Annotated in this window: 20 protein-coding genes, 1 pseudogene and 1 riboswitch; of the genes and pseudogenes, 11 read left to right on the top strand and 10 right to left on the bottom strand. The window is 56.6% G+C overall.

Features of this window, described 5'->3' with window-relative positions:
• Positions 1-77 precede the first annotated feature (77 nt).
• The 4 genes from GTO91_RS18805 to sigK all read right to left on the bottom strand — a co-directional run bounded on the left by GTO91_RS18805 (position 78) and on the right by sigK (position 3,221).
• Positions 78-185 carry a nucleotidyltransferase domain-containing protein gene (locus GTO91_RS18805; protein WP_161259602.1) on the bottom strand — a complete coding sequence of 36 codons (108 nt, stop codon included), beginning with the start codon at positions 183-185 and terminating at the stop codon, positions 78-80.
• A 174-nt stretch (positions 186-359) separates the two neighbouring features.
• A complete protein-coding gene (locus tag GTO91_RS15285) occupies positions 360-1,319 on the bottom strand; it encodes a hypothetical protein (RefSeq protein WP_161259603.1) in 960 nt (319 codons plus the stop codon).
• A gap of 157 nt (positions 1,320-1,476) precedes the next feature.
• Positions 1,477-2,301, bottom strand: coding sequence for a Fic family protein (locus tag GTO91_RS15290; protein ID WP_161259604.1), 825 nt, complete (start codon positions 2,299-2,301; stop codon positions 1,477-1,479).
• Between the two features lie 218 nt (positions 2,302-2,519).
• The gene (gene sigK / locus GTO91_RS15295; RefSeq protein WP_161259605.1) at positions 2,520-3,221 is read right to left on the bottom strand and encodes an RNA polymerase sporulation sigma factor SigK; all 702 of its coding nucleotides are present in this window, start codon (positions 3,219-3,221) and stop codon (positions 2,520-2,522) included.
• Between the two features lie 478 nt (positions 3,222-3,699).
• Between sigK and GTO91_RS15300 the strand changes: the two genes are divergently transcribed.
• On the top strand, positions 3,700-4,920 hold the full coding sequence (locus tag GTO91_RS15300; RefSeq protein WP_161259606.1) for a S8 family serine peptidase: 1,221 nt from the start codon (positions 3,700-3,702) through the stop codon (positions 4,918-4,920).
• A gap of 227 nt (positions 4,921-5,147) precedes the next feature.
• Here GTO91_RS15300 and GTO91_RS15305 read toward each other — a convergent pair whose 3' ends face one another.
• Positions 5,148-5,936 carry a slipin family protein gene (locus GTO91_RS15305; RefSeq protein WP_328793824.1) on the bottom strand — a complete coding sequence of 263 codons (789 nt, stop codon included), beginning with the start codon at positions 5,934-5,936 and terminating at the stop codon, positions 5,148-5,150.
• Positions 5,937-6,253: 317 nt separating this feature from the next.
• Here GTO91_RS15305 and ppx point away from each other — a divergent pair, with 317 nt between their 5' ends.
• Positions 6,254-7,786 (top strand): exopolyphosphatase, encoded by a 1,533-nt coding sequence (ppx, locus tag GTO91_RS18725; protein ID WP_161259608.1) that lies wholly within the window; start codon positions 6,254-6,256, stop codon positions 7,784-7,786.
• Between the two features lie 176 nt (positions 7,787-7,962).
• On the opposite strand, the gene GTO91_RS15315 is transcribed toward ppx, so the two are convergent.
• The gene (locus tag GTO91_RS15315; protein ID WP_235919635.1) at positions 7,963-10,170 is read right to left on the bottom strand and encodes an RNA degradosome polyphosphate kinase; all 2,208 of its coding nucleotides are present in this window, start codon (positions 10,168-10,170) and stop codon (positions 7,963-7,965) included.
• 385 nt (positions 10,171-10,555) lie between these two features.
• Positions 10,556-10,731, top strand: a riboswitch (Lysine riboswitch).
• Between the two features lie 75 nt (positions 10,732-10,806).
• Here GTO91_RS15315 and GTO91_RS15320 point away from each other — a divergent pair.
• From GTO91_RS15320 to GTO91_RS18810, 3 genes and pseudogenes are all read left to right on the top strand, one after another.
• Positions 10,807-12,246 carry an amino acid permease gene (locus tag GTO91_RS15320; protein ID WP_161259610.1) on the top strand — a complete coding sequence of 480 codons (1,440 nt, stop codon included), beginning with the start codon at positions 10,807-10,809 and terminating at the stop codon, positions 12,244-12,246.
• 526 nt (positions 12,247-12,772) lie between these two features.
• Positions 12,773-13,480, top strand: coding sequence for a hypothetical protein (locus GTO91_RS17870; protein WP_207709040.1), 708 nt, complete (start codon positions 12,773-12,775; stop codon positions 13,478-13,480).
• A pseudogene (locus tag GTO91_RS18810) lies at positions 13,465-13,542 on the top strand (hypothetical protein); the annotation flags it as partial. The gene GTO91_RS17870 and the pseudogene GTO91_RS18810, both read left to right, overlap by 16 nt.
• Positions 13,543-13,758: 216 nt before the next feature.
• Here the strand turns inward: GTO91_RS18810 and GTO91_RS15335 are convergent.
• Both GTO91_RS15335 and GTO91_RS15340 read right to left on the bottom strand, forming a co-directional pair.
• Positions 13,759-15,399 carry an L-lactate permease gene (locus GTO91_RS15335; RefSeq protein ID WP_328793825.1) on the bottom strand — a complete coding sequence of 547 codons (1,641 nt, stop codon included), beginning with the start codon at positions 15,397-15,399 and terminating at the stop codon, positions 13,759-13,761.
• Positions 15,400-15,671: 272 nt separating this feature from the next.
• A complete protein-coding gene (locus tag GTO91_RS15340; protein WP_161259613.1) occupies positions 15,672-16,529 on the bottom strand; it encodes an MBL fold metallo-hydrolase in 858 nt (285 codons plus the stop codon).
• A 245-nt stretch (positions 16,530-16,774) separates the two neighbouring features.
• Here GTO91_RS15340 and GTO91_RS15345 point away from each other — a divergent pair, with 245 nt between their 5' ends.
• From GTO91_RS15345 to GTO91_RS15365, 5 genes are all read left to right on the top strand, one after another.
• On the top strand, positions 16,775-17,506 hold the full coding sequence (locus GTO91_RS15345; protein ID WP_161259614.1) for a (Fe-S)-binding protein: 732 nt from the start codon (positions 16,775-16,777) through the stop codon (positions 17,504-17,506).
• A gap of 3 nt (positions 17,507-17,509) precedes the next feature.
• Complete coding sequence (locus GTO91_RS15350; RefSeq protein WP_161259615.1) at positions 17,510-18,919, top strand: LutB/LldF family L-lactate oxidation iron-sulfur protein; 1,410 nt, start codon at positions 17,510-17,512, stop codon at positions 18,917-18,919.
• 3 nt (positions 18,920-18,922) lie between these two features.
• Positions 18,923-19,561 (top strand): LutC/YkgG family protein, encoded by a 639-nt coding sequence (locus tag GTO91_RS15355; protein WP_161259616.1) that lies wholly within the window; start codon positions 18,923-18,925, stop codon positions 19,559-19,561.
• Positions 19,562-19,770: 209 nt separating this feature from the next.
• A complete protein-coding gene (locus GTO91_RS15360) occupies positions 19,771-20,529 on the top strand; it encodes a YwaF family protein (protein WP_207709041.1) in 759 nt (252 codons plus the stop codon).
• Between the two features lie 104 nt (positions 20,530-20,633).
• On the top strand, positions 20,634-21,437 hold the full coding sequence (locus tag GTO91_RS15365) for a MerR family transcriptional regulator (protein WP_161259618.1): 804 nt from the start codon (positions 20,634-20,636) through the stop codon (positions 21,435-21,437).
• Between the two features lie 22 nt (positions 21,438-21,459).
• Here GTO91_RS15365 and GTO91_RS15370 read toward each other — a convergent pair whose 3' ends face one another.
• Positions 21,460-22,074, bottom strand: a complete 615-nt coding sequence (locus GTO91_RS15370; protein ID WP_161259619.1) for a LysE family translocator — start codon at positions 22,072-22,074, stop codon at positions 21,460-21,462.
• Between the two features lie 141 nt (positions 22,075-22,215).
• Between GTO91_RS15370 and GTO91_RS15375 the strand changes: the two genes are divergently transcribed.
• A complete protein-coding gene (locus tag GTO91_RS15375; protein ID WP_161259620.1) occupies positions 22,216-22,599 on the top strand; it encodes a VOC family protein in 384 nt (127 codons plus the stop codon).
• Between the two features lie 134 nt (positions 22,600-22,733).
• Here the strand turns inward: GTO91_RS15375 and GTO91_RS15380 are convergent, their stop codons facing one another.
• Positions 22,734-23,684 carry a nitronate monooxygenase gene (locus GTO91_RS15380; RefSeq protein WP_161259621.1) on the bottom strand — a complete coding sequence of 317 codons (951 nt, stop codon included), beginning with the start codon at positions 23,682-23,684 and terminating at the stop codon, positions 22,734-22,736.
• Positions 23,685-23,756: the final 72 nt, after the last annotated feature.

The following is a 23,756-nucleotide window of genomic DNA, read 5'->3' on the forward strand; positions in this document are numbered from 1 at the left end:
AAGTAACGAGGCTTTGACCAGAGACCCACGAAAAAATACAAGACGCCCCGCTCTCCAACTACAAGGAAAACGGGGCGTCATTCATTCACTACATCGAAATCCGACAGTTCCTTGTCTGCCAGAACTAGGATATCTATGTCGGAATCCTCCCCAACTGTTTGACGAGCGACGGAACCAAAGAGCACGAGGTACCGGAATGTTTTTGTAACCTCTCTTTAAATTATTCGAGGGCTTTACGTTATCTGGAAAATCAAGGGGTCTGGCGTTTTTTTATTATTTAAAATTATCACTTTAACCACCTACCTCCTAAACACCTCAAATAACATTATATCCCAAATAAATGTGTCTCACATCCCTTTTTACTCGAAGTTCCAATCATCGCAAAACCGGCAATATCTCCCATTAATCCTTTTGATAAATGTAGGACTTTGGTGCATGTCCTCAACAATATGATAATCCCCCTGGTGAGCTTTGCAATGGGGGCAGATATGCATGATATATCTAGAATTCATGGTTTTATTATATCTTTCTTCGAGTATTACTCCCTGTTGTTCAGCCAGGGGGATAAGGGATTTAGGTCTAGAGTATGCCATCTCGCTGCATATCGGACAATCTTCAGAAATCGGAATGTCATCCTCTTGGTTGTAGATAAGGATGACATTCATCGCCTTCTGACATTTCCAGCATTCGTAACCGCCTCGTATATCGATATGGTAGAAACGATAAATCGCCTTACACTTTTGGCATCTGGGTGTTTTATTTTGGGCGTGTGTCAATTCCGCTTGCCAGATGTTCATCATCGCGCCTATAGTCCATCTTGAATCCGGTAAGTCTAAGAAATGGTTAAAGATGGATTCCGTGTATACATCGACTTCATCCGGTTCAATATTAAGGAACTCCAAGTAATTCTTTATAATACTATTTTTATCTTTAAGCGCAATGATATGATTACTTTTTGAGTATTCCTGCCATGATGTTTTTAGACAACGCCAATGTAAGTCATGGATGCCATGTATATGAGTCGGCAATTCTCTATTTAATACCTCAATAATTTTACTTTTGTCATAGACGATGATTAACTCAGAGTTATGAAGCCATTCAATCAAACTTTTGCCTATTCGTCGAAAGTTGATTCCCCCTGATTTTTCCGACAACGATTGTTGCGTCAGGTTATGAATGTTTGTTAGAACGTTGTCAACCATAAAAAACCTGTCTTTCTTATCTATTAAAGTGCCGTCTTTATCTACCTTTACGGCTGAAAGATGAAATACCCCCGTATAAATCGGAGCCATTGACTCCAGATCGAGAAAAATAATCATACCAGTTCCCCTTTACGGCTTACAGTTTTCGTAAAACATTCTAGGAAAGTAATTGGATTCCTCTAACGCTTTCCGGTTACCACAACAAAACCTCTAACGCAAAACGGGCCGCAAACTTACTTACTTGCGGCCCGTTCTTACTAACGTCCAATGAGCGCTACCGCTCATAAGCCCTATCCGGTTTTTTCTTTTCTACAGCTACTGGCTGTTGTTGTTGCACGGCCTTGTCGATCTCCGTGTGCATCACCAGCAGGCTTCGCTTCACCTCTTCGGCGACGAGGCGGATGAACCGCTCCGGTTTTCCCTGATCGCCTTCTTCGAGGGCCGCATAGTACTCTCGCCGCCGCTCCTTGGGAATGATCGCCGGCGGGTATCCTTTCTGCAAGAGAAGAAAGTTCATGGCCAACCTTGCGGTTCGACCATTGCCGTCGGGGAAGGGATGGATCGCCACTATCTTCTGGTGCACGACTGCGGCTGTTTCTACAGGGTGTAGCACCTGCATGGCATGGTCCAACCAATAAAACATTTCCTCCATTTTTTCAGGAACAAGATAGTGCGGGCAGTAGTGATGAATTTCCCCGGACAGCGTGACAACATAATTGTCGCGGGTCTTATACAATCCAGGGGGAACCGGGATTTCGCCCTTTCCATACTTCATATCGCTGAACAGTATCGCATGAAAGTCTTTTATAAGTCGTTCAGAAAGGTCGCGAGAGGACAATGTGTCTTGCATAAAGTCGATGGCTTCTACGTGATTGAGCATTTCCATGTGTTCTCTCAACGTGCGCCCCTCCACTGTCAATCCCTCGCGGAGGAAGAACACGGTTTCCTGCAATGTCATCGTGTTGCCTTCGAGCGCATTGGTATGATAGGTCCATTCTTCACGGAATTTCCGTGAAATTGCCCACATCAACTCCGGGCATAACGGACGGTACCGGTCAACCGTTTGCTTCAACCGATCAATCTCTCGAAAAATCTCCATCGTATCCCACCCCTTAGAGGCGTCCAAACCGCACATTTTACTTCTATATTTTACCACGGTTTTATGGCTCTATTTGTTTTTCGCGAAATATTATTGAGGACATTGTACATGACAGTGCTTCGCTATTCTACCTGGAGCTTGGAATTGCGCGAATGAAAACAAAAAACCACCGACTGATTTCGCCGTCGATGGTCGCTATTCAATATATGAACCCCTGCCTAGGCTTTGTTCGCCAGGTCAGACATCAGTTTCATGATCGCTCGTTTTTCGATCCTACTGACATAACTCCGCGAGATGCCCAGGTTCCTGGCGATCTCCCGCTGCGTCTGCCGGCAACCGCTCAAGAGACCGTAACGCAGTTCAATCACATAGCGCTCTCGCTTGCTCAGCTTTTTCAGCTTGCTCAACAGACGGGCCTGTTCGAGGGCGTTTTCCACCACATCGGACACCGCTTCCGGATCGGTGCCCAGGATGTCAATGAGGGTAATCTCGTTGCCTTCCTTATCTACGCCGATGGGGTCGTAGAGGGATACCTCACCGCGCATCTTTTTCATGGCACGGAGGTGCATGAGAATTTCATTCTCAATACATCTAGCTGCATAGGTCGCCAGTTTCGTCCCCTTGCTTGCGTCAAAGGTGTTGATGGCCTTGATCAGGCCGATGGTGCCGATGGAAATGAGGTCGTCGTTGTTCTCACCGGTGCCGTCGAACTTCTTGACCAGGTGCGCCACAAGCCGCAGGTTATGTTCAATCAGCTTGTTTCTCGCCTGTTCATCCCCTTCTTTTAAGCGAGCCAGGCAGTAGGCTTCCTCCGTTTCAGACAGGGGCTGCGGGAATGCGTTGTTGGAGATGTAGCTCAACAGCGCCGTAAGTCCCTTGATAAACGGAACAATCAGCGCTCCTATGAGGGTTGGGATCATCCAGTCCACCTCCGGTCGCGATGCTGTCTTACATAGTATGGAGGCAACTTGCCCGAGGTGCTTATCCCTATTTTCCCAAAATAAAGCAAGAGAAACACTTTGGCGCGCAGACAACCCGTATGTATATCCTCTGGATTCAATTGTTTACGACCTTCCCGGAGGAATCGCTCACCCGTTGAAGATGTTTCGGGTTACAGTACTAATGAATTCTATCCGGAAGACTGGTAGCGAACAGAGAAACAATCTTAAACATCGATGTAAATATCTAAACATCCATAAGAAGGATTAACCTTTTCTATCCAGAATTCATCAGAAAAAACTTACAGAAAGTGAGGGCTGCCCGATGAAGAATCAACCATTGCTTTTTGGCAGGAACCGCTTTATCCCTTGGCTCATTCTTCTTTTGTTCGCCTTCTCTCAATTCCCGGCCTACGCATTTGAGTCAAACTCCCCTTCCGACGTAATCCGTAAGGCGGGCTTGCTAGAGAGAACGTTTCAAAAGGCGCCGATCCCGGGACAGGTGATTGTTAAGTATCGCTCACCGGAATCAGCTAAAAAACGGCCGGCTCTGAAGATCCTGGCCGATTCACAAAAAAAGCTGGCGGCAGCAGAGGCGTTCCTCCTGGAAGTCCCCAAGAATCGTTCAACCGGGGAACTGCTGGATGAACTGCGTAGAGACGCCGATGTGGAATATGCGGAACTGAACCACCGCGTCCGTCCGGCTGGAACAACTGGTTCCGTCAACACCAACGACACCTTCTTCGACCAGCAGTGGGGCCTTGCGGCCATTCATGCCCCGGAAGCCTGGGATGCGCTGCAGAAAGCAACGGGAATCGTCAAACTGGCTGTCGTCGATTCCGGCGTCGATGTCAACCACCCCGACCTGGCTGGACGTGTGCTTGCCAGTGAGGGCATGAACTTTGTCAGTTTGCCCAAGCCCGACGGCTCCCCCTACAGCGACCCCCATGACCTGACTGATGAAATGGGCCACGGCACCTTTGTCTCCTCCGTCGCCGCCGCCGTGAACGCCAACGGCATGGGTATCGCCGGCGTGTCCGGTCCGGCGAATGTGCTAATCCTGCCGGTCAAGGTGATGGGCGCCGAGGGCGGAACGGTCTACGATACTGCCCTGGGCATCCGCTACGCCGCCGACCATGGCGCAGCGGTGATCAACCTGAGCCTGGAGACGGACGAGGAGAGCAAAGTGCTCGCCGAAGCCGTTCATTATGCCCGCAAGCAAGGCGCGCTCGTCGTCGCAGCAGCCGGAAACGGCGGTACAGACGCCGATAGGGTCTATCCGGCCGCCTATCCCGGTGTGCTCACTGTCGGCGCCATCATGCCCGACAAGACCATCGCCGACTTCTCCAACAGCGGCCATTGCGTCGAACTCGTCGCTCCGGGCGTCGACATCGCCGGCGCCCTCCCTGCTGAGATCGGCCAGTATTTCGGGGAGTTGGACCAGGGGGGCTATTACTACCTCAACGGCGCCGGCACATCCTTCGCTACGCCGATGGTGGCTGCGACGGCTGCCCTCTACAAACTGACACACCCCGGCGCGAAAGCGGCTCAGATCAGCCATGCGCTGACCAAGAGCGCCGGGGATTTGGGACGACCGGGCCGGGACGAACAATACGGGTTCGGTCTGTTGAACGCGGGCGCGGCCTTATCGGGGCCCACCGAGACCTTGAGTGGTGAATAGGGCGACAAAAACTAACGCGACAAAAACTAACGAAAGAAAAAGTGATACGTAACGTAAAACCCCGCTGTCGAATATGCCGCAGCGGGGTTATTGTACGCGATCAATTTGCTTTTTCTATTGCCATTTTTTCATGAAAAGCCTTTTTCATCATCGCTTATGACCCGGCAGGGCATAATAGTTTTTCGCGCGGCCCGCGTCAACAGCCTTTTTCCCGCTCGTCCATTGCCTTACCGTCCTTCCAAACCCTGTTCCTTCTTTTCTTCCCGACTCTCCCGCTGCAAAAACGACAGGATTTCCACCGGCAGCGGGAATAATATGGTGCTATTCTTTTCCGTAGCGATCTCCGTCACTGTCTGCAAGATCCGCAGTAAGGCCCCGGTCGGGTTCTTACTGATGATCGCCGCCGCCTCCATCAGTTTTTCCGAAGCCTGGTACTCCCCTTCGGCGGAGATCACCTTGGCACGCCGTTCCCGCTCGGCCTCAGCCTGTTTGGCCATAGCCCGCTTCATCCCTTCCGGCAGATCGACGGCCTTGATCTCCACACCGGTCACCTTGATCCCCCAGGGATCGGTCGCCTTGTCCAATTGCTCTCGCAGAACCGCATTCAGCTTATCCCTTGCCGTCAACATCTCATCGAGGTCATGGGATCCCAGCACCGATCGCAGCAGCGTCTGGGCGTAGAGGGTCGTCGCCTGGCGAAAATCCTGCACATTCAGGATGGCCAGTTTTGGTTCGAAGACCTGGAAGTAGACGACGGCGTCGATGGCCACCGGCACGTTGTCACGGGTAATGATGTCCTGGCGGGGCACATCGATGGTGGCTGTCCGCATATCCACGTAGATGGCCCGATCTATGCCGAAAGGAATAATGAAGTTCAGTCCCGGCTGCAGGATGCCGATGAATTTGCCGAGGCGCAGGTGAACGGCTCGCTCGTATTGCCCCACAACTCGGAGGCCCAAGGCGATAATCACGATGAGCGGCAAAGAATAGAAGAGAATCCACAGCAGCGTTCTCACCATTTTCCCCCTCTCAAAAAATAAGGACCTGGGTTGCATCGGGGCCATTTTGAGTAAATCCACACGAAAGAAATTACCGGTTTGTTCTCCCTTCTAGATTCACCCGCTCCGACAAAAAAATCCGCGCACCTAACAAAGCAGGAACTCGCGCGACTGCGTGTAATATTTTTATGATAATGCTCACACCAGAGCGCTTTCGGGAGCGGTCGCCGGCGCTTTATCCGCATTGAATATCTATTGCGGTCTATGAGTTCGGACCTTCTCCTTAGACGGCGACAGCTTTCGCAATAAATCTTACTGGACAAGGAAGAGAAGACGTGGAAAAAATCGGAATCATCGACCTGGGCTCCAACTCGGTCCGCCTCATGATCGTCGGCATCGCGCCTGATGGATCCTACAAGCTCATTGACGAGGCAAAAGAAGGCGTCCGTCTCAGCGAACATATGGGACCGGAAGCCATCTTGAAACCGATCGCCATAGAACGGACTATCGAGGCGCTGCGCCTGTTCCAGCACCTCTGCCAGGCTCATGGCATCACCCGCACCGACTGCGTGGCCACCGCCGCCGTCCGCCAGGCAGTCAACCAAAGGGAGTTTCTCAAACAGGTCAAAGCGGACACCGGCTTTGATTTTCGCGTCCTCTCCGGCTGGGAGGAAGCGGAAGCAGCCTACAACGGCGTCATCAACACCATCGACATCGAGCGGGGCATCATCGTCGACATCGGCGGCGGGTCAACCGAGGTCATCCGCATCGAGGATCGCCGCATGGTCCAGGCGATCAGCCTGCCCTTCGGCGCCGTCACCCTGACGGAGAACCGGATCGACTCGGCGCGAGGAGCGAACAAGCCCGGCGAGGATCAACTGAAAGCCCTGGAAAATTTCCTTTCCGACCAGTTCGCCGCCATCGAGTGGATCAAAGATATGGAAGCGCCGACCATCGTCGGTCTCGGCGGCACGGTGCGCAACCTGTCCAAGATCGATCGCAAGCGCAAAAAGTACAGCCTCGACATCACCCACAACTACCGGATGGCGCCCAAAGACGTTCACGAGATCTACCGTTCCGTCAAAACGGTCAGCCTGGAACAGCGCAGAAAGATCCCCGGTCTCTCGAAAGACCGCGCCGACATCATCGTTGCCGGCTTGGCCATCATCAGCGCCCTTATCAACGCCGCCCAGGGAGGGGAACTGGTCGTCAGCGGCTCCGGTCTTCGCGACGGCCTCTTTTACCAGTACCTGCTCCGGGAGCAACCGGTCCCCGTCGTCGACGACGTGGTCCGCCATTGCGTCAACAACCTGATGCGCTACTACAGCCTGGAACGGGACCATTCTCGACATGTGGCCGCACTGACCCTCTCTATGTTCGATCAGTTGAAAGCCCTTCATGAAATGAGCCCCTTTGAGCGCCGAATCCTGGAAGTGGCCTCCCTGCTGCACGACATCGGGATTCATGTCAACTACTACGACCACCACAAGCACAGTTTCTACCTGATCACCAGCACCCGCATCAACGGTCTGACCCACCGGGAGATCCTGATGGCTGCTTTTGTCGCCATGGCCCACACCAAAACGTTTTCCGGCAACCTGCTCCCCTACAAAGACATTCTCAGCGAAGAGGATGGCCGGACGATCCGCAAGCTCGGCGTCATCCTTCGCATCGCCGAAGCCTTGGAGCGCAGCGAGGCCGGCGTGGTCAGCGAGGTGCGCCTCCATCATCATGTGGAGAACGTCCATCTCATCGCCCGCACCCGCCACTCGGCCGATCTGGAGATCTGTGACGCCTACAAGGTGGCGCCAGACTTTAAAAAGGTCTTCGGACGCAACCTCCTCGTGTCGGCCCAGAGCGGGGCTTAAGTGAGCGGCAGTACGAACGAAACCGACAAAAGAAAACCATGATGGCAGGCACAGATGCAAAATAAAAAGAGCGGACAATCCCTTCTTTCGAGGGTTGCCCGCTCTTTTGTTTCGGTTCTTTTGTTTCTGTCTGTGTTCGCTTCTGTTTGTATTTGCCTCTATCTGTATTTGCCGAATTAATGGAGCAGGTTCTTCCCGTTCTCCTTCTCGTTCTCTCGCTCCGCTGGGGCCGCCGGAGTCGCCGCTGCCGCACGGTTGCGTCTCGAACCGCGTCCGCCCTTGCGCCGCGAGTGCTTGAGGAAGTAGACCTGGCTCTGCAGGACCTCCCGTTCCTCCTGAGCGACCCGCACATAGGTCCCATCGGGGAGCAGGCGGCGGGCCTTGACGTTGTCCTTCAGCATCATTTCGAGGATGGCTTTCACCCGCTGCGCCGACGCCGGGGCCTTGACGGGGAAGAGCAGTTCCACGCGCCGATCCAGGTTGCGATCCATCCAGTCGGCGCTGGACAAGTAAATCTCCTCGCTACCGCCGTTTTGGAAGTAGTAGGCCCGGTGGTGCTCCAGGAAGCGGCCCACGATGCTGGTGACGCGGATGTTCTCGCTCACACCGGGAATCCCCGGGCGAAGGCAGCAGACCCCCCGGATGATCAGGTCGATCTGCACGCCGGCGCAGGAGGCCTTGTACAGCATCTGGATCATGCGCTCATCGGTCAGCGAGTTCATCTTGGCGATGATGCGGCCCGGTTTTTCCGGCGTGCTCGCCGCGATCTCCCGCTCGATCAGTTCGAAAAACCGCTTGCGCAGCCCCAGCGGCGCAGCCTCGATCTCCCGCCACTTGGCCGGCACGGCGTAGCCGGTCACCTCATTGAAAAAGTCGGTGGCGTCGGCGCCAAAGCTCTCGGCGCTGGTCAGCAGGCCAAAATCGGTATAAAAGCGCGCTGTGGCGTCGTTGTAATTGCCCGTGCCGAGATGGACGTAGCGGCGGATCATCCCCTCTTCCTGACGCACGACCAGGATGATTTTGGCGTGGGTCTTCAAGCCCACCAGCCCATAGATGACATGGCAGCCCGCCTTCTCTAGCGTCTTCGCCCAGGCGATGTTCTTCTCCTCATCGAAGCGCGCCTTCAATTCCACCAGCACCGTCACCTGTTTGCCCTTGCGGGCCGCCTCGGCCAAGGCCTTGACGATGGACGAATCGCCGCTGACCCGGTATAGGGTCTGCTTGATCGCCAGCACCCGCGGATCCCGGGCGGCCTGGGAGACAAATTCGACGACCGGATGAAAGGACTCGTAGGGATGATGCAGCAGGATATCCTTTTTGGCGATGGCGGCGAAGAGGTCTTTCTCGCCGACCAGGTCTTCCGGCTCCTGGGGTGTCATCTTCTCGTGGCGCAGATTGTCGTAACCCGGCAGATCGACGATGCGCATGAAAGCCGTCAAATCTAAAGGACCAGGGATGGTGTAGAGGTCCTCATCATCCAGTTCCAGGTCCGCCTTCAGATAATCCCGGATGGCCGGGCTCGCGCCGGACTGTAATTCGAGGCGCACCTCGGCGCCCCACTTCCGTTTCTGCAGTTCCTTTTCGATGGCTTCCAGGAGATCCTCAGCGCCCTCCTCGTCGACGGTCAGGTCGGCGTTACGGGTGATCCGAAATGTCGAGGCGTCGAGGATATGGTTGCCCCGGAACAGCACCTCCAACTGGCTCTTGATCACGTCCTCCAGAAAAACGAAAGCTTCGCCTCCCGTGCAGGGAACCTCAATAAAGCGAGGCAGCACCGAGGGCACCTGGACGACGGCAAACAGTTGCCGTTTGACGGCCAGGTTGTTTTCCGGCTCCAAAAAGACGGCGATGTTGAGGCTCTTGTTGGCCAGCAGCGGAAAGGGCCGGCTCTGGTCGACGGCCAGCGGCGTCAAGACAGGGTAGATGACCTGTTCAAAATAGTTCTCCACAAAGGACTTCTGGCTGCGGTTCAATTCGTCGCACCGCAAGAAGCGGATCCCTTTGGCCTCCAATTCCGGCAGGAGGTTGTTCATCAGGTGGGCGTACTGATCCTGCACCATGCGGTGGGTACGTTCGGCGATCAACTTCAACTGCGCCGCCGGCGTCAAGCCGGAAGGATCGCGCTTCAACAAACCCGCCTCTTTTTGATCCTGCACGCCGGCGACGCGCACCATGAAGAACTCGTCCAGGTTGGAACTGACGATCGCCAGAAATTTCAAACGTTCCAGCAAGGGATTGGTCCTGTCAAGGGCCTCCTCCAACACGCGCTGGTTGAACTCAAGCCAACTCAATTCCCGGTTGATGTAGTACTCGGAACGGTTGAAGGACTTCCGCTCCGGCGTTTTGTCAAGGCTTGGCCCGTTGGCATTTGGTTCGGCTTCCATGCTTTTTTGGCACATCCTTTATCTCTCTCCACATCAATGATTCAGCGTCCGGGTCTATTCACGCGGCTGATCATATTTCTATGATACCTGAAAGAACACCGGCATCGCTATATGATTCGAACTGAAAAAAGCGCTACCCTTGATTTCCTTCATGCCATAACTGACGTGATATTCCAATATGGCGGAAAACTCGACGATTCGGAGGGGCATTGTCATGTATCATGTCGAGTATACTGGAAAAAGCCCCTTCCGATGGGACGTTTGCCGCAATCTTAGTAGAAAATTAACAATCTTAACAACCCTCATATTTATTCATTTTCACTGCATGTATATTCTTATTGACACTATCGTTGCTTTGTATTAAATTTTGTACATGACAAATGAACATCCCGATAGAGGCGCGGAAAACGAAAAGTACAGTCAGAGAGCTTGCCGGGCGATGACCAGACTGGAAAGGCGTTTCCGCCGAAGTGACCGTCCTTGCGGAGAAGGACCGTTGCTGGGCATGTCTTGAACAGGGGCATGACTGTCACCCTCCGGGGGTGGAGCGCTATCGCCAGACCGTGACAGGGATTTTTGCGGGAATGGTTGTGATAGCGTTCACAACCATTTTTTATTGTAAATGGAGGAAGACCAATGACAACGCCTACCTTGAATCCGGAACAGTTAATCCCAGAGAAAAAAGGCCTCCGCCGCGACATGAAGTCCCGCCACCTGATGATGATCTCTGTCGGCGGCACCATCGGCACCGGTCTCTTCCTCGGCTCGGGCCAGACGATTCATCAAGCCGGTCCCTTCGGCGCTATCCTGGCCTACGCCGCCGGCGGGTTGATCATGTTCCTCGTCCTGCTCTGTCTGGCCGAACTCGCCGTGGCCATGCCGGTTGCCGGCTCCTTCCAGAGCTACGCATCCCGCTTCATCTCCCCCGCCGCCGGTTACACCACCGGCTGGCTCTACTGGGTCAACTGGGCGCTCTGCATCGCCGCCGACTTCACCGCCGCCGGCATCATCATGCACAACTGGTTTCCCCAGGTGGACGTATACATCTGGTGCGCCGTCTTCGCCGTCTCCCTGGCGCTCTTAAACCTGATTTCCGTCAAGGCCTACGGCGAAGCGGAATTCTGGTTCGCCAGCATCAAAGTGGTCGCCATCGTCGGTTTCATCATCGCCGGCGCCGGCCTGATCTTCGGCTTTACCGGCCATGAGGGGGCCATCGGCCTCTCCAACTTCAGCACCGGCGACGGAGGGCTCTTCCCCAACGGCTTTCATGCCGTCTTCCTAACGATGATCGCCGTCGTTTACTCCTTCCAAGGCGCCGAACTGGTGGGTATTGCCGCCGGCGAGTGTGAAGAGCCCGGCAAACACGTCCCCCGGGTCATCCGCGGCATCAGCCTGCGCATCATCATCTTCTATGTCCTCGCCGTCACCGTCCTGGCCGGCACGATCCCCTGGACCGAGGCGGGTGTGCAGGAGAGCCCCTTTGCCACCGTCTTCGGCCGCATCGGCATCCCCTTCGCCCAGAATGTGATGAGCTTTGTCGTCCTCACGTCGGCGCTTTCGGCGGGCAACTCAGCCCTCTACGCCTGCTCGCGCCTGCTCTGGTCGATGGCCAAAGAGAAACAGGCGCCCTCCTGGCTCGGTCGCCTCAACAGCCGGGGCGTTCCCTTCTACGGCGTTCTCTTTACCCTGGCGCTGGCCTGCCTGTCCCTCTTGACGGAGGCCTACGCCGCCGACACGGTCTACCTCTGGCTCATGTCCAGCACCGGCCTCACCGGCTGCCTGATCTGGATCATCATCGCCTGGTGCCAGGTCAATTTCCGCCGCGAATACACCCGTCTCGGCGGATCGGCCGGTCAACTGGCCTTCCGCACGCCCCTCTACCCGCTCGTGCCCATCCTGGCGGCAATCCTGAACATCGGCGTCATCGTCAGCCTCTATTTTGACCCGTCACAGCAGATCGTCCTCTATGCCGGCATCCCGGTCCTGCTGCTCATTTATGGGAGCTACTATGTATTCATCGGAAAAGGGCGGCCAGGATTGGCGTCGGCAGCGCAGACACAGGCGCAAACGGATTAACGTATCAGACAGGCGGCATCTTTCCCTCTCATTTACCCACAGTGTTATCCACAGCCCTTTGATATGTATCGCACAACCTTTTATCACCCCAGAGATCTTATACCAAAGATCAACGGGGTTTTTCTTTTTTCGCCATTTATGTCTGTCGAAAAACATCATGTGGATAACCGCCGACCCATCACCCTGTGGATAATGGGGATAAAACCGTGGGTAACCCGGAAACAGGGCTTTTTTTACGAAATTGCTGTGGATAACTTTATAAAGCTTCGCCGCCTCGTTTGTAACCATTTATTTCCTTTTTCACTACATTATCACTATAGACTCCTATGCCGCTGTGCGGTTTCGGCAATTTGCCTTTTATCTGTCGCCTTCATTCCCAACGCGGCGTTTTCACACACTTTGTGGACTTTTCAACGCATTCCTGCCATTCCCGCGACGCCGTTCCCGGCGAATCCTGCCGTGAGTTCGGTGACTAACTGATGCTCCGTAAAAAAACCGCTTTCTCACCGCCCCCAGAATGTCAGCGATGGAAGCAGCCGCAATGCTCGTCGCATTGGGGTGGATGAGCCTATCACTGAGCGCGCCGATGGCTGACCCCGATTTTTTCTGGCATCTCCAGGCAGGACGGTGGATCCTGGGCAATGGTCAGATTCCGCGAACCGATCCCTTCTCCTTCACCATGAACGGCCAGCCCTGGATCGCCCATGAATGGCTCTTTGAGATGATCCTGTCAGCGGTGGAACGCTTTTTTGGTTACACCGGTGTAGTCGGTCTTGGGATCGTCCTTTACGCCCTTTTTCTCACCCTGTTGACGCGCTGGTTGCTACGCGCTGCGCCTGGCGCCGGCGACGGCATACGCTGCCTGGCGATCCTGGCGATTACCTTCAGCCTTACCCCATTTTGGAGCCTACGGCCGCAGTTGTTCTGTTTCGTCCTGCTGACCGCCTTTCTCCTTTTCTATGCCCTGAGGACGCTGTCGCCGGATTTTCACCAGCCCTATGAGAAATACATCCTGGGCGGGTGGATCCTGATGTTTCTTGCCGCCGCCGCATGCCGGAGCTTGCCGGCTCCCAGTCCGTCCTCTTTCGAAGAGCAGACGACATCAGCGACAGGGAAAACAGCCGGTGACGAGGAGGTTGCATCACCATGCCGCCAACCCTCTCCGTCGTCATCCCCGCGTACAATGAAGAAGGACGTCTCGGTCCCACCCTCGCATCGGTGCAGGCCTGCCTAGACGTCCTCTCTCCCGACTATGAAATTCTCGTCGTCGATGACGGCAGCGTGGATGCCACCGTTGCGATCACAGAAAGCGCCGCCTCGCGTAGCCGTCGCATTCGCTGCCTGCGCAACAGTACTACCTTGCCCGCCGCTTCGGTTACGCCATCGCCGAAGTGCCGGTCACCTGGCGCGACGCCGCCGGGAGCAAAGCTGCGTCTTTTTCGCGACGGCATGACCATGATCAGGGATCTGCTGCGCATCCGCGTCGCCGATCTGATGGGGCGGTACGCTCCCTTACATCATCAGGGACATGACATAGGTCATCAAGCTGATCAGGAGCACCATGGGGATGCTGTGCTTAAGGGTGTAGCGGAAGATCTCCGACTCCTGCCCGACGAGCCCGGTAGCGCCGGCGGCGACGGCCAGGGACTGGGGCGAGATCATCTTGCCGGCCACACCGCCCGTGGCGTTGCCAGCCACCGTGAGGACGGGGTTAACACCGATCTGCTCCGCCGTGATCTTCTGCAGGTTGCCGAAGAGGGCGCAAGAGGAGGTGTCGCTGCCGGTGAGGAAGACGCCGAGCCAGCCGAGGATGGGCGCCATAAAGGGGAAGACCTTGCCCGACTTGGCGGCGGCCAGGCCCATGGTGGCGCTCATGCCCGAGTAGTTGGCAATGAAGGCGAAGCCAAGCACACAGGAAATGGTGATCAGGGGATACATGAGTTCTTTCAGGTTTTGCCCGTAGAGGCGGATCCAATCGCCAAAGCTCATCCGGACGAGGAACATGGACAGGAAGGCGGCCAGCAGGATGCCGGTGCCGGCGGCGGCCAGCCAATCGAAGGTGTAGACGGCGGCGTAGGGTGTCGGTTTGGCCACAATGGGCGCCGCCTGGATGACCAGCTTGTTCAGGCCCTCGACAGGGATGACCACGTTAAGCGTCCGCATGGCCGTCTTGATGGCGGGCATCGCCCAAACGATGATGAAGCCGGTCAGGACGATAAAAGGAGACCATGCCTTGATCACCTGACCGAGAGAGTAGGACACATTCGTTCCCTTCTTCTCCTGGCCTTCATCGGCGAAGAGGAAGATGGACTTGGGATGCCAGACCTTCAGGAAGAGCGCCAGCGCCACCAGGGAGACGATGGACGCGGCGATGGCCGGCAGTTCCGGTCCGACGAAGGTGCCTGTGGCCCACATGGTGACGCCGAAGGTGATGCCAGAGACCAGGATGGCGGGCAGGACCTCCATGGCGCCGCGGAAACCGGCCATGGCGACGATGACCCAGAAGGGCACGATCAGGCCCATGATGCCCAGTTGCAGCGCCGCCACGCCAGCGATTTCGGCGACAGGCAGGCCTGTTGTTTTGGCGGCCGTGATCAGGGGGATGCCGATGCCGCCGAAGGCGACAGGGGCCGTGTTGGCGATCATGCAGAGACCGGCGGCGAAGAGGGGCCGGAAGCCGAGACCGACGAGCAGCGCCGCCGAGATGGCCACCGGCGTGCCGAAACCGGCGGCGCCTTCGATAAAGCCGTTGAAGGAGAAGGCGATCAGGAGCACCTGCAACCGGCGGTCTGTCGTCAGGGAACTGATGGAGGAACGGATGACGTCAAATTGGCCTGATTTTACGGTCAACTTGTAGAGGAATACGGCGTTGATGACGATCCAGCCGATGGGCCAGAGACCGGTGAAGCCGCCGAAGACGGTCGATGTGACGGCCATCCCGGCCGGCATGCCGTAGGCGAAAATCGCGATCACCACGGTCAAGGCCACTGTCGTCAGACCGGCGATGTGGCCTTTCATCTTTTTGATGGCCAGCGCCCAGAAAAAATAGACAATCGGAATCAGTGCAACGACCGTAGACATCAACAGGCTTCCCATCGGGTCGTAATTCTGCGTCCAAGTCATAGGATGTATGCCGCCCTTCTTTGTTGACATTTTCCGCAAGAGTTTCTACGACTGGGTCTACGTATGTTGTGGCTCGGCTGGAACATCTAGGGGCGTCCGGGACGTCTGGGGCGTCTGGCAACCTTGGCATCACCTCCATGCATTAGAAGTATTTTTCACAAACTTGTATTTCTTCGTAAAATTCAAATAACCTTCTATTCGATAAATATTCTATATATTCCGTCTATTTGTTTGTTTTCTTTTTTTCTTATGGCGCCGCTTCATCGACATAAATGGCTTATCAAAAATGAAACCCCCGGGGGTCATCGACCCTCGGGGGCGTCGCGGGCATCCAGATAGGCCCGTTCCAGGTTCCGTAGGTGGGTATCGCGATCACAGGGGCGCAGTTCGATCTTCTTGTCCCCTATCCCCGACGAATGCAGAAACACCTCGACGGGGAGAACATAGAGGCTTTCCAGCGGCTCTTTCCGGCGCACGGCCGCTCTGGCCAGCCGCCACACCTGGCGGATATAGTGCAGATTCCGATCGATCAGTTCCGGACCGGACAGGGGGCCATGTCCGGGGACGACGGTCTTGATCGCCTTTCCCCGCAGGGTGAGCAGGTTGAGCAGGTACCGCTCTGTTCCCCCTTCCCATTCGAGCATGGGGAAGGGGTCCTCCAGGCTGTCCCCGGCCAGCAGCAACCCTTCGCCGGGCAGGTAGACAAGCAGACTGTCATCGGTATGGCCGGGAAAATGCAGCAGGTCGACGCGGCAGTCGCCATCGCGCAGGAGCATCCGATCCGTAAAGGTGATGCCCGGCAGGACCAGGGAGACCTCGCCGTAGCGTTTATCCTTCGCACGGTACTGTTCCAGCACCTCTTCGCCGCCCGATTCCAACCGTCGCCGGCAGAACTCGTGGGCAATGATGGGGCAACCGGAGAAGGCGCTGTTTCCCCAGACATGATCCCAGTGGTGGTGACTGTTGATGACCCAGAGGGGGTGTGTTTCCCGCCCCTTTTCTCGCAAATAGGACTGGATGGGTTCCATCCGCGACGGCAGTTCCATCGTGTCCACAATGATATTGCAGCCAGGCAACAGGAGCAAGGCCGCTGTGGTCAGATAGCCCTCCACCTCGGCCTGGAAAAGGGTAAGTCTTTTGTTGACTGGTATCATGCGCATGTTGTCACCTTGTCTGGTCTTTTTCTTACGCCGTACTATTTCCACAGAAACACTCAAATAACCTGCATCACAACGGTCTAATCTTACCTCCGGACTTTTCATACGCTCGGACCGTTGTCACCGGACGCCCCGGCTTTCTAAAGGAGAGACAATTTATTCAAATTGAACAAAGCGGCATAAGTGACCAAAAAATCACGAACACTGAATAAGCAACTTAACCGCCCCTATTTGGGAGGTCCCTCCAAATGAACATCTCCCTCATGATCACCTGCCTCTGCGACAGCTTCTACCCCGAAGTGGGCGAGGCCGTCGTCCGCGTCCTGCGCCGCACCGGCGCGCAGGTCCAGTTCTCGCCGGAACAGGTCTGTTGCGGTCAACCGGCTTTCAACGCCGGCTACCACGACGACGCCCGCCGGGTGGCCCGCACCTTTTTGCGCGCCTTTCAAGACGCCGAATACGTCGTCAGCCCCTCGGGCAGTTGCGCCGAGATGGTACGGGAAAACTTCCTCCGCCTCTTCGACGAGTCGCCTGAGGAACTGGAACAGGCCCGGCGGCTGAGCAATAAAACCTACGAGTTCACGGAATTCCTCGTCAAGGTAGCCGGCGTCACCGCCATCGATGGGCGCTTTGCCGAGGTCGTCACCTACCACCCCTCCTGCCACATGACCCGCCTCCTCGGGGTCATGGACGAGCCGATTCAACTCCTGCGCAGCATCGACGGGCTCGAATTGAAGGAACTCCCCCGCGCTTACGACTGCTGCGGTTTCGGCGGGACCTTTTCCGTCAAGATGCCTGAGATCTCCGAGGCTATCGTGACGGAAAAGGCGGAAAACGTCTTGAAAAGCGGCGCTCGTATCCTCGTCGGCGCCGACATGGGCTGCCTGATGAACATCAAGGGCCGCCTCGAAAAAATGGGCCACAACCTGCCGGTGATGCACATCGCCCAGGTGATCGATCAGGCCCAGGGAGGCAAATGAGCCATGGCTGTCAGCAATCGCGACCTCCATGACCGGATCCAGGCCGCTTTCCGCCACCCCTTTTTACGCAAGGCCGTCAAATCGGCCACCAACACCCTCAGAGATCGCAAGGCCGTCGTCGCCCACGATCTCGGCCACTGGCAGGACTGGCGCGCCATCGGCCAGCAGATCCGCGACCATGTCGTAGAAAACCTGGATGTGTACCTGAAGCGTTTCGCCGCCAACATGACCCGCCAGGGCGCGAAGGTGCACTGGGCCGCCACCCGGGAGGACGCCCTCAAGATTTTTATGAACATCGTCGACAGCCATGGCGCCAAGTTGGTTCTCAAGTCGAAGTCGATGGTGTCGGAGGAACTGCACGTCAACGCCGTGCTGGAGGAGCGGGGCATTCCTGCGGTGGAGAGCGACCTCGGCGAATACATCATCCAACTGGCCGGCGAGACGCCCTCCCACATCATCGTGCCGGCCATTCACAAGACCCGGGGCGAGGTGGCCGAACTCTTTGAAAAGGACTCCGGCGAGAAACAATCGCCTGAGACGGCTTCCCTCACCCGTTACGCCCGCCGCAAACTGCGGCAGATGTTTTTGGACGCATCCATCGGCGTGTCGGGCTGCAACTTCGCCGTCGCCGATCCGGGGGCGATTTCCCTTTTCACCAATGAAGGCAACGGGCGTCTCGTCACGTCGGTCCCGCCGGTTCATGTCGTCTTTATGGGCATGGAGCGCATCGTGCCCACTTTCCGGGAATTGGACGTGATGTCGAAGCTGCTGCCACGCTCCGCCACCGGCCAGAAGATTACCTCCTACATGTCCGTCATCCGGGGGCCTGCCGCCGCCGGAGAAAGCGACGGCGCCAAAGAGATGCACATCATCATCGTCGACAACGGCCGCTCCCGCATCCTGGCAAATCCGAAGTACCGGGAGGTGCTCCGCTGCATCCGCTGCGGCTCCTGCCTCAATGTCTGCCCTGTCTACCGCCAGGTGGGCGGACACACCTACGGCTGGGTCTACAGCGGCCCCATCGGCGCCGTGCTGACGCCCCTGTTGCAAAATGAATTGAAAGACTGGGGCGAGACAGTCAATCTCACCACCCTCTGCGGCGCCTGCACCGAGGCCTGCCCCGTCCGCATCCCCCTCCATGAGATGCTCATCCAACTCCGGCTGGAGCGAACCTCCCAAGGGTTTACGCCCGCCCTCGAACGGACCGCCTTTCGCCTCTGGGCCGAGACCTGGGACAGCCCCACTCTCTACGGCTTAATGATGCGCGCCGCCGCCGTCGGTCAGTTCCCTTTTATGAAAGACGGCCACCTGGAAGGCGGCCCGACGCCCCTGTCAGCCTGGACCAACTCGCGCTACTTCCCGCCGGTGTCCGGGAGAACCTTCCGGCGTCGCTGGGCGCGAGGGGAGGTGTAGATTATGGCGGAAGCAGAATTCCTATCTCATCTCGCCCAGGCCCTGGGACGGCCGACGCCCGCCGCGCCGGCAACCTTGCCGGACTACCGGCTGCCACCGCGCGCTGTCGACGGCCTTGATGCGGATCATCGGCTGAACGCCTTTGTCCGAGCCTTCGAAGCCGTCAACGGCCGCTTTCTTCGCGCCCACGGCTGGGATGAGGCAGCCGGGCTCGTGCGAGCGCTCCTGGATGAGTTGGGAATCGGCGAGTCACAGGCGGCCGTCTGGTCCGGACCGGAACTGGAGCCGCTGCGCCGCATCTTCCCCGGTTTTTATGCCGGCGGGGAGACATCAGAGATCGCCCGGCGCGATCTGGGCATCACCTGGGCTCATGCCGTCATCGCCGAAACAGGCACCCTCGCCCTGCTGGCCGGCCCCGGCAACGCGCGCTCCACTAGCGTGCTCCCGCCAGTCCATCTGGCGCTCTTTTCGAAAAATGAGTTGGTCGGCACGCTGGGGGAGGCTTTTGACCGGCTCGGTAACCAGCCTTTTCGCGCCCTCAACTTCATCACCGGGCCGAGTCGGACCTCTGACATCGAGATGGACCTGACGATCGGGGTTCATGGGCCGGAACGGGTGATAGCGCTGTGCCTGGAGGCTTGAGAAGGCCTTTCGTGACGTTAAAAGAGCGTAGGCCTATTCACATCGGTCTATTCAATAGAAGACGCCCTGCTTTTCCCTCCGGTTAGAGGAAAAGCAAGGGCGTTTTTATTTGAGTTCCTATGCGCGCGATCCGTTTCGCAATCATCGGATGTTTTCAAGGGGCTCCGAAAGATGTCATAATGGGCTTACATTGCACGGGAGGGTTGCTCGTGAGCGCATTCCTTGTTTTTGAACCGACAGAACCCTTCGTCGCCTACTCCCTCTCTCACATTACGGTCCTCGTCCTTATCGCCGCCGTTTCCCTTGGCCTGTACTTCTACAGAGACAGCATGAGCGAGCGGTTCCGGCGGCGATTCCGCTACAGCCTCGCGGCGGGTCTTTTCCTGCAGGAACTGTTCATGCAAGGTTGGTACATCGCCGGGGGCTTCTGGTCTCCGGACTCATCGCTGCCCCTGCACCTCTGCAACGTCTCCTGCCTGCTTTGCGGTATCATGCTGCTCAAGGGCAACCAGACCCTCTACGAGATCACCTACTTCTGGGGGCTCATCGGGGCCGCCCAGGCGCTGCTCACGCCCGACCTGGGACCGGTCGCCTTCCCTCATGTCATCTTCTACCGCTTTTTCTTCGCCCACGGCGCCATCATTGTCGCCTGCCTTTACATGACCTTCGTGGAAAAGTACCGCCCCCGCTGGCGTTCCATCGGCAAGACCGTCATCATCACGAACCTGTTCATGTTCTTCGTGGGCGCCGTGAACTACCTTAGCGACGGCAACTACATGTACCTGCGCGCCAAGCCCGACAACCCGTCGCTGCTCGACTACCTCGGCCCCTGGCCCTGGTACATCCTTTCCCTTGAAGCGGTTGCCCTGTTGTTGATGGTCCTCTACTACCTGCCCTTCGCCATCAGCGACTGGAGGAGAGAAGGCCGTGAAAAGGCGCAGCTCGACCGACCGCCGATGGGGATGTGAGCCGAAAAAAGATCGCTTTTTTGCCGGTACACGTTGACCTTGCCCTTGGGGTAAGGTCTATACTCAAATTGCACCGGTGCTACGGATCCAGAAGGAGATAAACCATGTTTACCATCGGCCAGTTTTCAAAAATCTGCGCGGTGACAGCCAAGGCGCTCCGCCACTACGAGAAGATCGGCCTGCTCCGGCCGGCCCGGGTGGAGACGTTCAACCAGTACCGCTACTACTCGCGCGATCAAGTCGATGTAGTGCGCAACATCTGCCATATGAAGGAACTCGGCATCCCCTTGGAAACGATCAAGGCGATTATCGATAAGGGAAACAGCCCCGACGATCTGCGCGCCCTCCTGGCCCAACACCGGGAGACCCTGATCGAGGAGTTGAACCGCTGCAACGCTCGGTTGACGAAACTGGCCTGGTGGAACCAAGCATTGGAGGCGAATGTGATGACGAACCGCCGCGATTACGACATCCGGCTCCGCGATGTGCCGGAAATAACGGTCCGTTCCGTTCGGAAGCAATTGACCAACTTCCCGGAAACCCTTCCGCCCCTGATCTCCGGGCTTTATGAAGAGATCACTGCTGCCGGCGCCTGTGTGGCCGGCGCGCCGATTATGCTCTACCATGACAAGGAATTCAACCCGGAACTTGTCGATGTGGAAGTGGCCTGGCCCGTCACTGACCCCAACATGGTCAACGCCACCCTGCCGGCCGTCCGGGTGGCCGCCTGTGTCCATGTGGGTCCCTATCATGAAATGGAACAGGCCTACGCAGCCCTCTTCGAGTGGACAAACCGGAACGGCTACCGCGTCGAATCCCCCATGCGGGAGGTCTCTTGCACCGATCCCTCTACGACGGCGCCGGAACAGTTGGTGACGGAGATCCACTTCCCGGTCGTTAAAGATTAGCAGGTCTTCAAAGATCAGAAGGTCATCTAATCGCAGAAAAAAGCGCCCACATCCCGAATCCTAACAGGATGGTTCCGGACAACCGGTTCACCCACACCAGCGCATGCCCGTCGAGACGGGATCGTAACAGGCTGACCGCGCTGCTTAAGAACATCCACCAGAGGGCCGATCCGGCGAAGACCCCGAGGACCATCTCAAGTGCGCTGCCAACGCCTGTGCCCCCGCCACTGCCCATACCGAGCCCGGCGAAAATCGCAGCGAAGCTGATGATAGTCGCCGGGTTCGTCGCTGTTAGGGACAGGGTTGTCGCGTAGGCGGCGGCGAGAGTGGACTTTTTCGTCTCCACTGCTGTCTCCGATGGGCGGGAGCGGAACGTCTGATAACCGAGGTAGCAGAGGAAAGCGCCGCCGACCCACTTCAGCCCTACCGCCGCCTGCATCAGCAACTGCGCCACCGCCGTCAGGCCGAAGGCGGCGATACAGCCGTACAATGCGTCGGCTGTGGCCGCCCCGAGACCGGAAACAAATCCGGCGCGCCATCCCTCGGCCAGGGAGCGGCGGATGCAGAGGATGCCGATGGGACCGACCGGCGCAGCCACAGCGAGTCCGATAAGCAGCCCTTTTAACCAGTAGGGCATTCAGATCCCTTCTTTGTCCGATATTTGGCTATTCGGAATAACGTGTTGAAGGTTAAATAATACTAGTGGTTGTATTCCCAAACAGTGAGCCAATTAGCTCTTTACTCGAATTGATCGATTAAACAAATTGGGAGGATGCTTATGAAGATTAAACTTACAAGTGTAATTGTAGACGATCAAGACAAGGCTCTGAAGTTTTATACGGAGATTTTGGGTTTTGTAAAAAAATCTGACATTCCGGTCGGTAAATATAAATGGTTAACCGTTGTCTCTCCTGAAGGACCGGATGATATCGAGTTAGCCCTTGAGCCAAACGACAATCCTGCTGCCAAGACATTTCAACAAGCTCTTTTTGAGCAAGGGATACCCCTCACGGCATTTTTTGTTGACGATATTCAGGAAGAATACGAAAGAATGAGGAAGTTGGGTGTTGTGTTCAGCAAGGAACCGACAAAAATGGAATGGGGAGCATTCGCTATATTTGAAGATACTTGTGGAAACCTTATCCAAATCCAACAGGTCTGACAATGCTGCCTGGCACGAATAGTATTGCCGTTCAACGAGATAAACGGATGGAATTTGAAACAAACCGCCCCTCTCCGCTGATAAGCGGCGAAGGGCGGTTCTTACGTCTCTGCAACCTTTTTCTATATCAAAACCTACTCAAAAGAAGCCGCCAGCCGGGCCGCCCCAGCCAGTGCCTCTCGCGTTTGGCCCATCAGTTCGTCCATGATCGCCTGGGTCGGCTTGATCTCCTTCAAGGGATGCAGGCTCTGGCCGACCTGGACGAGGCCGTTTTCGATGTCGCCTTCGATGGCCGCCATCTTATTCGTCCCGATAGCCAGCTTGTCCAGTTCCCCTTGGGGCGCGCCGGTCCGCTCCAGTTCCAGGTACTTCTCGGTCATGCGGTTTCTCAGGCCGCGGACGCCGTGGCCGCGGGAGTAGCCGGTGACGATGGAGTCCGTGTCCACCGCCTCGATAATCCGCTTCTTGGCGTTGGGATGAAGAGCGCACTCCTCAGCCAGGAGGAAGCGGGAGCCCATCTGGACGCCGGAAGCGCCCATCAGGAGCGCGGCGGCGATCCCCCGGCCGTCAGCGATGCCGCCGGCAGCGATGACGGGGATGTTCATTTCAGGGATGACGTTGGTCAGGAGGGCCATCGTCGTCAAGGTGCCGATGTGGCCGCCCGCTTCCATGCCTTCGATGACGACGGCGTCAGCGCCGGCCGCCTCGACCCGCTTGGCCAGCTTCACGCTGGGGACGACAGGGATGACCTTGATCCCGGCGCTCTTCAGCTTCTCGAAAAAGGGCACAGGGTTGCCGGCGCCGAGGGTGACGAAGGCCACCTTTTCCTCGCAGACGACTTCCACGATCTCGTCTTTGTTGGGCGCCATGAGCATGATGTTGACGCCGAAGGGCTTGTCGGTCAGGCTGCGGGCCTTGCGGATCTCCTCGCGGACCCACTCTGTCGGCCGACCGCCGGTGGCGATGATGCCCGCTCCGCCGGCGTTGGAGACGGCGGCGGTCAGGTTGGCCTCAGAGACCCAGGCCATGCCGCCCTGAATCACAGGATATTGAATTCCCAACAGCGCAGTCAGTTTCGTTTTCAAGAAATAAATCCCCCTCTTCTGCCATTCCCGATCATTTTCTTCTTTATGTCATGATCCGGTATGTACCTAATA

It is taken from the genome of Heliomicrobium undosum (assembly GCF_009877425.1).
GTDB classification, from domain to species: domain Bacteria; phylum Bacillota; class Desulfitobacteriia; order Heliobacteriales; family Heliobacteriaceae; genus Heliomicrobium; species Heliomicrobium undosum.

Coding starts and splice junctions, on each gene's coding strand:
- GTO91_RS15340 (WP_161259613.1), bottom strand. CDS start 16,529: ATGCGCATGATACCAGTCAACAAAAGACTTACCCTTTTCCAGGCCGAG.
- GTO91_RS15355 (WP_161259616.1), top strand. CDS start 18,923: ATGGCGGAAGCAGAATTCCTATCTCATCTCGCCCAGGCCCTGGGACGG.
- GTO91_RS15285 (WP_161259603.1), bottom strand. CDS start 1,319: ATGATTATTTTTCTCGATCTGGAGTCAATGGCTCCGATTTATACGGGG.
- GTO91_RS15320 (WP_161259610.1), top strand. CDS start 10,807: ATGACAACGCCTACCTTGAATCCGGAACAGTTAATCCCAGAGAAAAAA.
- GTO91_RS15365 (WP_161259618.1), top strand. CDS start 20,634: ATGTTTACCATCGGCCAGTTTTCAAAAATCTGCGCGGTGACAGCCAAG.
- GTO91_RS15335 (WP_328793825.1), bottom strand. CDS start 15,399: ATGTCAACAAAGAAGGGCGGCATACATCCTATGACTTGGACGCAGAAT.
- GTO91_RS15315 (WP_235919635.1), bottom strand. CDS start 10,170: ATGGAAGCCGAACCAAATGCCAACGGGCCAAGCCTTGACAAAACGCCG.
- GTO91_RS15290 (WP_161259604.1), bottom strand. CDS start 2,301: ATGGAGATTTTTCGAGAGATTGATCGGTTGAAGCAAACGGTTGACCGG.
- GTO91_RS15345 (WP_161259614.1), top strand. CDS start 16,775: ATGAACATCTCCCTCATGATCACCTGCCTCTGCGACAGCTTCTACCCC.
- GTO91_RS15370 (WP_161259619.1), bottom strand. CDS start 22,074: ATGCCCTACTGGTTAAAAGGGCTGCTTATCGGACTCGCTGTGGCTGCG.
- GTO91_RS15375 (WP_161259620.1), top strand. CDS start 22,216: ATGAAGATTAAACTTACAAGTGTAATTGTAGACGATCAAGACAAGGCT.
- GTO91_RS15350 (WP_161259615.1), top strand. CDS start 17,510: ATGGCTGTCAGCAATCGCGACCTCCATGACCGGATCCAGGCCGCTTTC.
- sigK (WP_161259605.1), bottom strand. CDS start 3,221: ATGATCCCAACCCTCATAGGAGCGCTGATTGTTCCGTTTATCAAGGGA.
- GTO91_RS17870 (WP_207709040.1), top strand. CDS start 12,773: ATGGAAGCAGCCGCAATGCTCGTCGCATTGGGGTGGATGAGCCTATCA.